The sequence below is a fragment of the Vallitalea maricola genome (assembly GCF_036985595.1).
Classification (GTDB): domain Bacteria; phylum Bacillota; class Clostridia; order Lachnospirales; family Vallitaleaceae; genus Vallitalea; species Vallitalea maricola.
Window position 1 is genome coordinate 1 of record NZ_BTPU01000014.1, and the last position, 12,649, is coordinate 12,649.

General features: G+C 27.3%; 9 protein-coding genes and 2 CRISPR repeat arrays. All 9 genes read left to right on the top strand.

Annotated features, from left to right (window positions below):
• The first annotated feature begins 55 nt into the window (after window positions 1-55).
• Window positions 56-679: direct repeats of the CRISPR family, unit length 30 nt; unit sequence GTTGAACCTTAACAAGAGTTGTATTGAAAT.
• Window positions 680-814: 135 nt separating this feature from the next.
• The 9 genes from AACQ14_RS05010 (at window position 815) to cas2 (ending at window position 10,390) form a co-directional block, all read left to right on the top strand.
• A complete protein-coding gene (locus AACQ14_RS05010; RefSeq protein ID WP_339362482.1) occupies window positions 815-1,012 on the top strand; it encodes a helix-turn-helix domain-containing protein in 198 nt (65 codons plus the stop codon).
• 724 nt (window positions 1,013-1,736) lie between these two features.
• The gene (cas6, locus tag AACQ14_RS05015) at window positions 1,737-2,435 is read left to right on the top strand and encodes a CRISPR-associated endoribonuclease Cas6 (protein WP_339362483.1); all 699 of its coding nucleotides are present in this window, start codon (window positions 1,737-1,739) and stop codon (window positions 2,433-2,435) included.
• A gap of 4 nt (window positions 2,436-2,439) precedes the next feature.
• On the top strand, window positions 2,440-4,161 hold the full coding sequence (locus AACQ14_RS05020) for a hypothetical protein (protein WP_339362484.1): 1,722 nt from the start codon (window positions 2,440-2,442) through the stop codon (window positions 4,159-4,161).
• Complete coding sequence (locus tag AACQ14_RS05025; protein ID WP_339362485.1) at window positions 4,162-5,067, top strand: type I CRISPR-associated protein Cas7; 906 nt, start codon at window positions 4,162-4,164, stop codon at window positions 5,065-5,067.
• Window positions 5,067-5,819: a type I-B CRISPR-associated protein Cas5b gene (gene cas5b / locus AACQ14_RS05030; RefSeq protein WP_339362486.1), complete on the top strand. Its 753-nt coding sequence runs from the start codon at window positions 5,067-5,069 to the stop codon at window positions 5,817-5,819. Before AACQ14_RS05025 ends, cas5b begins: the two co-directional genes overlap by 1 nt.
• A 162-nt stretch (window positions 5,820-5,981) precedes the next feature.
• Window positions 5,982-8,570 (top strand): CRISPR-associated helicase Cas3', encoded by a 2,589-nt coding sequence (gene cas3, locus AACQ14_RS05035; protein WP_339362487.1) that lies wholly within the window; start codon window positions 5,982-5,984, stop codon window positions 8,568-8,570.
• A 10-nt stretch (window positions 8,571-8,580) separates the two neighbouring features.
• Window positions 8,581-9,075 (top strand): CRISPR-associated protein Cas4, encoded by a 495-nt coding sequence (gene cas4 / locus AACQ14_RS05040; protein ID WP_339362488.1) that lies wholly within the window; start codon window positions 8,581-8,583, stop codon window positions 9,073-9,075.
• A gap of 12 nt (window positions 9,076-9,087) precedes the next feature.
• Window positions 9,088-10,089 carry a type I-B CRISPR-associated endonuclease Cas1b gene (gene cas1b, locus AACQ14_RS05045; protein ID WP_339362489.1) on the top strand — a complete coding sequence of 334 codons (1,002 nt, stop codon included), beginning with the start codon at window positions 9,088-9,090 and terminating at the stop codon, window positions 10,087-10,089.
• Window positions 10,090-10,099: 10 nt separating this feature from the next.
• The gene (gene cas2, locus AACQ14_RS05050) at window positions 10,100-10,390 is read left to right on the top strand and encodes a CRISPR-associated endonuclease Cas2 (RefSeq protein ID WP_339362490.1); all 291 of its coding nucleotides are present in this window, start codon (window positions 10,100-10,102) and stop codon (window positions 10,388-10,390) included.
• 175 nt (window positions 10,391-10,565) lie between these two features.
• Window positions 10,566-12,636: a CRISPR direct-repeat array (repeat unit 30 nt; unit sequence GTTGAACCTTAACAAGAGTTGTATTGAAAT).
• The last annotated feature ends 13 nt before the right edge of the window (window positions 12,637-12,649 follow it).

A 12,649-nucleotide genomic window follows, 5' to 3' on the forward strand; every position in this document is an offset into this window, starting at 1 on the left:
AACAAGAGTTGTATTGAAATCCTTTAGATAAGCTTAAAGCTCTTAGTTGTTCTGTGTTGAACCTTAACAAGAGTTGTATTGAAATTTGGATTATATTCTTCATTGTTATCTAATCCACCACGGTTGAACCTTAACAAGAGTTGTATTGAAATTTTTATACCAAGTCGGGAATATTTTCAAGATATACAGTTAAACCTTAACAAGAGTTGTATTGAAATAAGGTTATGGATTACATATATACATAGGTCTATTTGGTTGAACCTTAACAAGAGTTGTATTGAAATTTATTTTCCATATTTAAATTGTTTAGTTGTAGTTAGTTGAACCTTAACAAGAGTTGTATTGAAATTAAGCAAGTGACACAGTACTAAAACAAAAGAACAAAGGTTGAACCTTAACAAGAGTTGTATTGAAATCTGGGATAATAGATACGGCTCTAGGGATAATAACAGAGTTGAACCTTAACAAGAGTTGTATTGAAATCATACTTTTGCCATTCACCTGTTATTGCATTCTTAGTTGAACCTTAACAAGAGTTGTATTGAAATTCAAGTCCTGAAAACGTGTCAATAACGGATAATCCTGTTGAACCTTAACAAGAGTTGTATTGAAATATTATGACTACACTATGAATTGCTGCCATTATATCGTTGAACCTTAACAAGATTTGTATTATAAAGGAGTGTTCCTAACCAGTTGTAAATTTATCATATAAATAATATAATTTATTAGCTTAGTATAAATTACTTATGGTTAAGGTGTGTGAGATATTTACACACTTGTTAAATTTTGCACAAATATGTGAGTTATATACATGGAAATTGGGGTGATAAAAATAAGTGATATACTAAAAATTATTGGTGGCAGAATAAAGCAATTTAGAAAATCAAAAAAACTAAGTCAGGAAGAGTTAGCGTTTATGGCATCTGTTGACCCCACACATTTAGGTAGAGTGGAAAGAGGAGAAAGTAACTGTTCAATTGAAATGTTGGATAAACTTTTGAAAGCATAAATATTAGCTTTGAAGATTTTCTTAAGCAGATACAATCTTCTAATACAGATAATAAAGTATTTCCAATTTTAATAGATAAATTGATTTTATTAAATAAAGAAGAACAGGAATGCATTTTAGAATTAGTTGAAACAGCATATAAGATGATGAAAAAAGAGTAGTAGTGACTATATATTATAATATTCTAGCTTTTTGTTAATAAATATAATAATAATAGCTTAATACTTTTGAGAAAAGTTTATTCTTAATAATATTGACAATTTAAAAATATGGATGTACAATGTAACTATAGTTTATTTTCATTATATAAATTAATAGGTGATAAGCAAACCATTATACACTGTATTTTGAAATTTATATAAATAAATAGGAGATGTATATGATTTATATAATTGTAGAACCTTTACATTAATGTATTTTGCTTTTGGTAAATAAATGATGAAAGAAGGTGATTAATAATAAATATATATCTATTATTAATTATATATTTTATATTATTACCAATAACAAATATACTAGTTTTTATAACAAATCAAAAATTAAGAACATATGATTTAATCTTATTTAAAGGCATTATAGAAATACATATAAAAAAATAGGTAAATCTGCCAATTTACCTATCAGATAAAAAATAATTCAAAATGCCAAAAGCAAATTATATATCAATTATAATATAAAAATAATTAAATTGCAATAATATCATTACGTTTTAAGGAGTGATTAATTGAAATATTACGAACTAATAAATTCCGTAGTAATAAAACAAGATATTTCATTTTCTGATAGTTTTACTAAGTTAAGTGAATACGTTAATAAAGCAATGTTTAGAAACAATACATTAAAACAAATTCACAAAGATAATAAGGTTAAACTATATAACTTTTCTAGCTTTTATCCAATTGAGAAAGATAAAACATATAAAAAAGGTAGAGTATACATATTCAGAATAAGAAGTATTGATCAACAATTTTTGACTAATCTTATGACATCTATGAAAACCACATCAGTAGAGACACTTCAAATTATAAATTCAGAGTTAGTAACTAAAAAACAAAAGCCAATTAAAGAATTAGTATCAATAACTCCAGTAGTTATGACAAGTGAAGAAGGTTATAAGCTACCAGAATTAAATCAATTAGAATTTGTAGAAAAAAGATTAAAGGAACTACTTGAAAAAAAATACAGTACTTACTTTAACAAAACGTTATCGGTAGATCAATTAGCTATAAATATCCAGAGAACCAATTATAAACCAATAAAAATACCTTATAAAAATATTAATTTACTAGGTTACAAATTCAAATTAGAAATTGATTTAACTGATGAGGCACAGACTCTAGCTACTATTGCATTAGCTACTGGATTAGGTGAAAAAACAAGTTTGGGATTCGGATATTCAGTAGCAAATTTTATAAGAAGGTGATAGATTGTTACAAGAATTAGTTAGCTTATTTGAAAAAGCTTATAAAGTGAAAGGTGATTCTCTCATTCTAGATAGTTATAAGTTAAAAACAGGTGTCTATATTAGGATTAATAAAGAAGGCAAAATTGAGCAGCAAAAAATATATGACAAAAAGAATGAAAATAACCATTATGATACATACCAATGGTTTTGCAAAAGAGATTATTTATCTGATTTACTTGATATGAACAAGCCAATAGATCCTAAAAAAAAGATTCATTCCAATAATTATATGACACTATTTTTTAAAAAGGATATTGTAATTGGAGATAAAAAAATAAACTATAGTAAATTAGAAGAAAGAATTCTTGAATACTATGATATTTTATCTGACCCGCAAAAAAAATATAAAAAGGATAAAAAATCTTTAGATCTATATAACAGTATTACTGAACCTATTAATGAGGAGAATCTAACTTGGTGTAAAGAATATGTATTGAAGAATCTGCCAAACATTATAAGTAGTCTGGGAAAAATGGATTTTAATAATTATGTAAAAATATTTTTTGATCTGCCTATAGAAGATTATGAAATTGAATCAAAGAGATATTTAGTTCCTAATTTATTTAATTCTAATAAGTATAACAAAGTGATTGATAATGATATATATGGACTAACTAATAATAATATGGGACTTAATGCTAAAAAACCATATCTAGAACATAAAACAATGGTAAATAACTTACCTTGTCTAATAAAAAGTTCAGATACTCTTATACATAAAAAATTTTTTGATTGGTTAGGTACTAGAAAACAAGGATGTCTATATATAAAATATGACTCTGATTTCATAAAAGGTATAAAAGAAAAAGTAACAAAAGGACAGGAAAGCTATTATTTCCTATATCTTGAACAAGGCAAAGAAGCAGAAATAAAAAATTTCGATATAATTCCAGTGTTTAGAAGTAATGTCAATCTTGAAATTTATAATTATCTGAGAGCAGAGTACAAAGCTGAAGAAGGTCGGGAAGAATACCCTTATATAAAACAAGATACAAGAATTGGATTAGAAGATTATATTGATGAGATTTGGTTCGACAAACGATTAAAGCCTAATTATTTCCAAGACCCTAAAAATATTAAAAAAATAGGTCAGGACTTAAAAAATATAATTATAACTACTAGACAGGCTTTGTTCAATTACTTTAAATTGAGTGATGATAACAGTATAAAAAATATAATAGCAAAATATGGTATTAAGATTGTTATGTTACAGCTTAGAGATAATTCCAGAAGTAAAGCAATAAAAGCATATAATTTATATGTTGCATTAGTGAGTCAAATGGGAGGGAAAGAAAATATGCCAGGAATACTAAATGAAACTATGGATACTTTATATTCTAAGATTAGAGAAAATCATGCTGATTGTGATGATGATAAACAGTATTATTTTTTAGCAGGACAAGTAGTCAGATATTTATTACAAAAGACAAAAGCAAAAGATAAAAATCAAAATCATGATGTGGTTAACACTTACCTGGAATGTAAGAACGATAAAAGATTAAAGAATGAAATAAGATACACATTTGTGAAATATAATCATGAACTTAGAATGAGAGATATCAGCTTTAATAATGCACTAGCAATGATTCAATCATATAATCCTGAAAATACTAAGGTAGATATGGATATGTTTTTAGCAGGATACCTTGCATCCAGTATATTATATAAAAAGGAGAATGAGTAGATGAATAAAAGAGTTTATGCAGTAATAGGGGTTAAGAGTATCATGTCTAATTGGAACGCTGATTTTACAGGACGTCCAAAGACTATTAGTAATGATAGAATTTTTGGGAGTGATAAAGCTCTAAAATATAGTATGAAAAAATATTGGGAAAATAAAGGCGAGAAAGTATTATATATAAAATCATACCAAATAAAAGAAAAAGAAGAAAAATTACAACCAAAAACATTAAAAGGACGATACGAAGAGTTATTTGAATCATTAAGTGCAAAAACACCTTCAAAAGATGTATTGAAAAATTTATTTAGTGCTATAGATGTAATGTGTTTTGGAGCAACTTTTGCTGAAGAAAAAAATAATATCTCTATTACAGGAGCTATTCAAGTAGGACAAGGTTTCAACCATTATGAGGATAGTGAAGTAGAGATACAAGATATTTTATCACCTTTTAGTACTGATGATACTAAAGATGCATCTACTCTTGGTAAGAAAATAGTAAGTGATGAGGCACATTATTTTTATCCAGTAGTAGTTAATCCAAAAGCATATAACAATTATATAGATATAGTAGATGATTTTGACGGTTTTAGTGAAGAAGCTTATCAACTTTTTAAAGAAGCAGGTTTATGTAGTGCTACATTATTAGCAACTAATAGTAAAATCGGTTGTGAAAATGAATTTTCTCTTTTTGTAGAATGTGATGAAGAAGTGTATCTGCCTAATCTAGCTTCTTACATAGAATTTGAAAAAGGTGAAGTAAATGTTATTAGATTAAAGCATAATTCACTACTTATGCAAAAAGGTATTCAAAAAGTAGAAGTATATTATAATCCTTATTCAACTAAAATAGAAGGATTTGATACAGATAAAACTACATATATGAATATCTTTACGAAAGAAGTGATTTAATGACAGGCTTAACTTTTAGGTTAAGTGGAAATACTGCCATGTTTAAAAAACGTGATGTGAATAGCAGTATTTATCTTACCTATAATCATATACACAAAGTAGCTCTATTAGGACTTATTGGTTCTATTATTGGACTTGATGGTTATGAACAGCAATTTCAACATAACAGATCAAGTAAGGATAAAATGAAATTTCCAGAGTTCTACGAGAAGTTACAAGATTTAAAAGTGTCCATAGTACCTCTTTCTTCAAAAGGATATTTTTCTAAGAAATTACAAGTATTCAATAATAGTGTAGGTTATGCTAGTGGAGAAGAAGGCGGTAATCTTATTATAAGAGAGTATTGGTTGGAAAATCCTAAGTGGCAGATTTATTTATACAGTCTGGATCAAGATATAATGAATAAGATTAGAGAGTATCTTTTGGGAGGTAAGAGTGTTTATACCCCATATCTTGGAAAGAATGATCATTTAGCAGATATAACTGATGTAAAAGAAGTAGAATTCAGCACACCAAATAAAGTAAATAAGATTAATAGTTTGGTATCAATGAATAAAATTAATTTTAGCAGTGGGTTAAGAGGAAATCTAGAGAATAAATTTATGTTTAGAGAAAGTTTACCAACTGGATTAGTACCATATGATAATATTTATACATTTGACCCATTTGTGTATACTAATCAAAATGTAAAAGATATTCTGGAAGAGGAATGCATATATAGTTGTGAAGGGAATAATCTATATATGTTTTAATTGCAAGGGACTGTAGTACAATACATTTTTACTAAATATTTTATTGATATAAAAGTAATATGTGTTGTGAAAAGTCCCTTTTTATTATTATAGGGAACTTTTAATATTATTCTTATAGAATATATAATTAGATAGTTTAACAATGATAAGGAGGACTTTTGTATGGAGTATAATTATATTAGCATTGAAAAATATGTTCCTGATATAGACAGCTATTTTGCTCATACCAGTAAAAGTAATCAGAATAAAGAAAAGCTGCTAGAACATATGGCTAGAACAAAAAAATATATGGAGCTTATATTTCATGGTAAAAATATTGATAGTATACTAGAAAATATTTTTAATGAAATTAAGTATAATAATAGTTATCTTAAACCTTATGTAAAAGAATTTATTTTTGAACTTTTTATAAATGGCATATATCTTCACGATATTGGCAAGATTAACGCAAATTTTCAAAACACTAGAATGAAGAATCCAATATTTAAGAATCATATTGGAGATTCTAACCATTCAATGAATTCTAGTGTATTGTTTAGTAATATTTTTTATGTAAAATTAAATAAATTAGATATAGATGATGATGAGTTTGATTTTTTATATTATTGTATTTACTTATTTTCATATTTAATAAGTAAGCATCATGGAAAACTAAATACAATTCTATCTTATGGAGAAGCTATAGATAATTTTAATAAAGCTTTTAAAGAGTACTATATCTCTGGCTATATAGAGAATGTTGAAGAAAATATTATTGCACTCATCGAAGATCAGCTCCAAGAAATATATAATTCTATTAGTCCAAAAGGTACAACGTTCATACTAGCCAAGTTATTTTATTCAATCTTAATAGGTTCTGATTATTATGCAACTTATGAATATATGTCGAATAACAATATCAATCTAGAAGACATGGGTTCTATGAATAATTATATTAAAGAGATAACTAAGAAGTATGAAAGCACTGATGTGTATAAAAAGATAAAACAATATTCATTATATAAAAATAATAAGACTGATGTTAATCCTTTTACCAAAACTCCTATTAATGAGCTTCGTTCAAATATGTTTCTAGAAGCTGCTAAAAATATTATAAAATATAGTGAGAAAAATATATTTTACCTAGAAGCACCTACAGGAAGTGGTAAGACTAATACATCTATTAATCTAGCGTTAAATTTGTTGAATAGGGATAAAAAATTGAATAAATTATTTTATATATTTCCATTTAATACATTGGTAGAACAGACGGCAGACGTACTTAATGAATCTTTTGGGAAAATAGTAGATGTAACAATAATGAACTCAGTAACACCAATTAAAACTAACATACAAAATAAAAGTAATAATAGAGAAATGGTGGATTATGAAAAAGGATACCTTAACTATATTTTTCTAAATTATCCTTTAGTAATTACAACCCATGTTAGGCTTTTTAATATGTTATTTGGTACTACAAGAGAAGAATGTATACCTATCGCTCATTTAGCTAATAGTGTAATCATTATAGATGAAATACAAAGTTATTCAATTAAATTATGGAAAGAAATGATATATTTCTTGGATAAATACAGTTCTTTGCTTAATATAAAGGTAATTATTATGTCAGCTACTCTACCAAAGCTTGATATTTTACTTAACGAAAAACAAGCTGAATATGTTAATCTCATCAATGATAGAGATATATATTTTAAAAATACTTTATTCAAAGATAGGGTTCAACTAGATTTTACGTTAATTAATAATCCATTGCAGGGAGAGGACATTGATGAAAAATTAGAAAGTCTAATTATTAAAATACAAGAAGTCTGGGAGTCAAGAGGTAGGTGTAAAATATTAGTTGAGTTCATGCAGACTAAAACAGCTAGGATTTTTTATAATATGGCAAAAGAAAAATGGAAAGATAAATATAATCAAAAAAGAGTATTAGAACTTACTGGAAGTGATAATAAGAATGTAAGAAAAGACATAATACATAATGTTAAGCATACGTTAAAAGATTGTCTGCTGATATCTACACAAGTTATTGAAGCAGGTGTTGATATTGATATGGATATAGGTTTCAAATCAATTTCGTTTTTAGATGCTGAGGAACAGTTCTTGGGAAGAATTAATAGGTCGTGTATGAAAGATGAGAAGGGTATAGCATATTTCTTTAATATTGACGAAGCAAAAGCAGTATACAAAAATGATTATAGAATGAATCAAACATTAATAGATTATAATATTCAGCAGATGCTTATAGATAAAGATTTTACACCTTTTTATAAAAAAACTATGGAAGATATTGAAAAAGTAAAGAATAGATGTGACAGCAAAAATTTTGAGATAACGTTAGATGAGATTGACAGCCTGAATTTTACTGCCATTGAAAATAAGATGCAATTAATAGATGATCAGAGTACCGTTGATTTATTTTTAAATGTGAAAGAGAAAATTAATGGTGTTGTAATTGAGGGAAAACAAGTATGGGATAAGTATGTAGATTTATTACATGATATGACTATACCTTTTGCTGAGAAGAAAATATTATTATCAGAGGTAAAATCAGATATGAACTATTTTATATATTCAATTTATGTAAGAAGAAATAAGAAAGGTAATAGTATTAAGCCTAATGATTATAACGATGTTATAGGAGAACTATATTACTATGAAGATGGCTATAGATTCATTGAAGATGATAAGTTCAGTAAAGAAAAGGCATATGAACTATTAAAGAATAATTTTTGTGAAAGTGATTTTATCTAGGAGGTAAATTATGAAAGTAACAGGAACACTGATAAATTACTATTTTCACTGTAAGAGACAATGCTACCTATTTGGTAATAAGCTTAATCTAGAAAATAATTCAGAGGATGTTATGATTGGAAGAGTATTGCATGAACTAAAAAATGATGGAAAGAAAAATACTGAAATAGCAATAGAAAACATCAAAATAGATAAGATAACCGAGGATTATGTAGTAGAAATAAAAAAATCTGATGCAGATATTAATGCTGCAAAATGGCAGCTATTATTCTATTTATATACACTAAAACAAAAAGGTATATTGAAAAAAGGTAAAATTGTAGTTGTAGAAAAGAAAAAAGATAATAAAAAAACTCATTATGTTGAATTAGATGAAGATAGTGAAAATGAGATATTGAAGTTACAGAAAGATATTATTAATCTATTGGAATCAGATAGTATACCAGATGTTATTAATAAACCTACTTGTAAGAAATGTGCATATTATGAATACTGTTATATCTAGGGGGGAGTGTAAATGGGTAAAACAAAATATATTTTTTCAATGGGTGATTTAAAAAGAAAAGATAATTCTCTATGCTTTAGAAATGAAAGAGGAACACTGAATCATTTACCAATAGAAAATGTTAGAGAGTTGTACATATTAAACGAAGTAAGTATTAATACAAAGTTACTAGATTTTTTATCAAGAGCAGGAATAGTCGTTCATTTTTTCAATTATTATAATAATTACAGTGGAACATTTTATCCAAAAGACTATCTGCTAAGTGGGAAATTAAAAATAAAACAAGCTTTAGCTTACACAAATGAAAAAAGATTATATATTGCAAGAAGAATAGTTAAAGGAATTGCTGCTAATATGGGAGATACTTTATATCATTATTATAGGCATGGAAAGAAGGAATTGAAAGGCTTTATTGAGTATTGCAAAGGGATAGATGAACTATTATTGAAAGAAGATAATATCAAGTATATCCTTATGATAGAAGGTTCATTATGGGCTGGTTTTTACAAAAGTTTTAAATATTTTCTTAGAGAGGATTTTGTTATGTCTAAGAGAGTTAAAAGACCTCCTGACAATCCAATTAACGCACTTATTTCATTTGGTAATTCAATGCTATATGCTAAGACCATAACTATGCTGTACCATACTCATCTAGATCAAACAATTAGTTATTTACATGAACCTTCAGAGTCTAGATTTTCTCTTAGCTTGGATCTATCAGAAGTCTTTAAACCTGTTATCGTGTATAAGACTATATTTGATTTAGTTAATACTCAAAAGTTGACTGTTACCAAGCATTTTGATAAGAAATTAAATTATTGTCTGCTCAATGAAAAAGGGAAGCAGATATTTATAAAAAGTTATGAAGAGCGTTTACATACAGTATTCCAACATGAAGGATTAAGTAGAAAGATTACCTATGAAACTGCTATAAAATATGATGGGTACAAACTGATTAAATATCTAATGGAAGACAAGCCATTTCAACCGTTTAATGTAAATCTAAAGAAGTAAGGTGGACTCAATGCCAAAAAAGAAGAATTATAATTATATATTTGTTTTTTATGATGTTAATGAAAAAAGAGTAGCAAAGGTATTCAAAATCTGTAAAAAATATCTAACCCATCATCAAAAATCTGTATTTAGAGGTGAGATAACTACTGCTAAGTTAATAAAGTTAAAAAGTGAATTGGAAAATATTATAAATGACAAAGAGGACTTTGTAACTTTTATTAATCTATTAGGAGATTATGTATTTGATGAGGTAACATTGGGGACTAATCCTAAACAGCCAGAAGGGGATTTATTTATCTGATTTTCCACGTATGAAAATTCTGAAAACACCTACAGCCAGCTATTTATCTGCTGTTAAGGTTGTTTTAGACACTAAATTCTTTTTTTGCTATTTAGGCTGGAAAAAATCAAGAAAAAGTTGATATTTTAGGTGTTTTATGCTTTAATATTAAGGGAGGAATGCTGGATTTATATTGGTTGAACCTTAACAAGAGTTGTATTGAAATAAGTCACCCATATTTTTAGTAGCATCTAGTATCTTAGTTGAACCTTAACAAGAGTTGTATTGAAATAAATGTAAATGTGGTCCGGTAGAAGCTCCAGTACTGTTGAACCTTAACAAGAGTTGTATTGAAATAACGGAAAACGCGTAGACTTTTTTGCATATGAAATGGTTGAACCTTAACAAGAGTTGTATTGAAATGATTATAGTTGAAATATTGGTCAGAAGGATTAATGGTTGAACCTTAACAAGAGTTGTATTGAAATGTTTTTGAATATATAAATTATAATGAAAGTGACGAAGTTGAACCTTAACAAGAGTTGTATTGAAATTGGTATAGATGCAAGAATAATGACAGAAGAACACGCGTTGAACCTTAACAAGAGTTGTATTGAAATTAGCTATATATCCAAAAAGTGTCAAAACTATTACAAGTTGAACCTTAACAAGAGTTGTATTGAAATTATTGACCCTGATTTTTCAGTTAGAAAAGCAACAGAGTTGAACCTTAACAAGAGTTGTATTGAAATGCAAGAAACTGTTAGGACTATAGGTGACATTAGAAAGTTGAACCTTAACAAGAGTTGTATTGAAATAATAGTGTTTTTATTTGTTCCTTATGTTGTACATCTGTTGAACCTTAACAAGAGTTGTATTGAAATTGCAGAGAAATTCAATATAAATAGCCCTAGTGAGAGTTGAACCTTAACAAGAGTTGTATTGAAATATAGTTTTGGACATTGTAATTAGACTAGCTTGTTTGTTGAACCTTAACAAGAGTTGTATTGAAATACTACTGTACCAAATGTAAGGATTGAAGGTTTTCAAGTTGAACCTTAACAAGAGTTGTATTGAAATTCACATAAGACACAGTAAGATACATAGCCCATGTCTGTTGAACCTTAACAAGAGTTGTATTGAAATTTGCTTTTCAACTCCTTTTTTGACCTTTTTATATTAGTTGAACCTTAACAAGAGTTGTATTGAAATAACCTTAGGTGATGGCTATTCATTGCCTAGAATTGGTTGAACCTTAACAAGAGTTGTATTGAAATAGTGGATTAACATAATTGGTTGTATAGCCCTTATAAGTTGAACCTTAACAAGAGTTGTATTGAAATTATTAAATTGCATTAAAAAAAGGCCTCACGCATAACGTTGAACCTTAACAAGAGTTGTATTGAAATTTGACATTGTTAAGTGTTAAGATTTCTTCATGATGTGTTGAACCTTAACAAGAGTTGTATTGAAATTTCAATGACTTCATAGAACCAGTCGGCAATATTGGTGTTGAACCTTAACAAGAGTTGTATTGAAATTCTAATATAGCAAAATCAATATTTCTTCCTTCTTTGGTTGAACCTTAACAAGAGTTGTATTGAAATAGGTATCCGTCATTTATGAATCCTTCTGTGGTTATAGTTGAACCTTAACAAGAGTTGTATTGAAATTTACAACTCTTTAATCTACTTAAGCATTCATCTTTAGGTTGAACCTTAACAAGAGTTGTATTGAAATTTAAAAGTGCCTTTGGTAAAATAAGCCGTAGTTTCGTTGAACCTTAACAAGAGTTGTATTGAAATTTGTAATAGCTTTTTTATCTATCTTACCTTGATATCCGTTGAACCTTAACAAGAGTTGTATTGAAATTCTTGTGAAGCTATTCTTTTATTATCTTTTGATTTAGTTGAACCTTAACAAGAGTTGTATTGAAATTTTTGTGTCATTCCTTCCTATGCCTTGCATACGTAAGTTGAACCTTAACAAGAGTTGTATTGAAATATGTTGAAAATACTAAATTACAAGCAAATAAAGGCAGTTGAACCTTAACAAGAGTTGTATTGAAATTTAATAGTTAATTTCATAATTATAATTCCCTCCTGAGTTGAACCTTAACAAGAGTTGTATTGAAATTTGACATACTTATGAATGTTGGGTTTTTCATAGATTGTTGAACTTTAACAAGAGTTGTATTGAAATCATAACAATCCTATAGGTTACAAGAGTGTAAAAATGTTGAACCTTAACAAGAGTTGTATTGAAATAAAGGTACAAAGT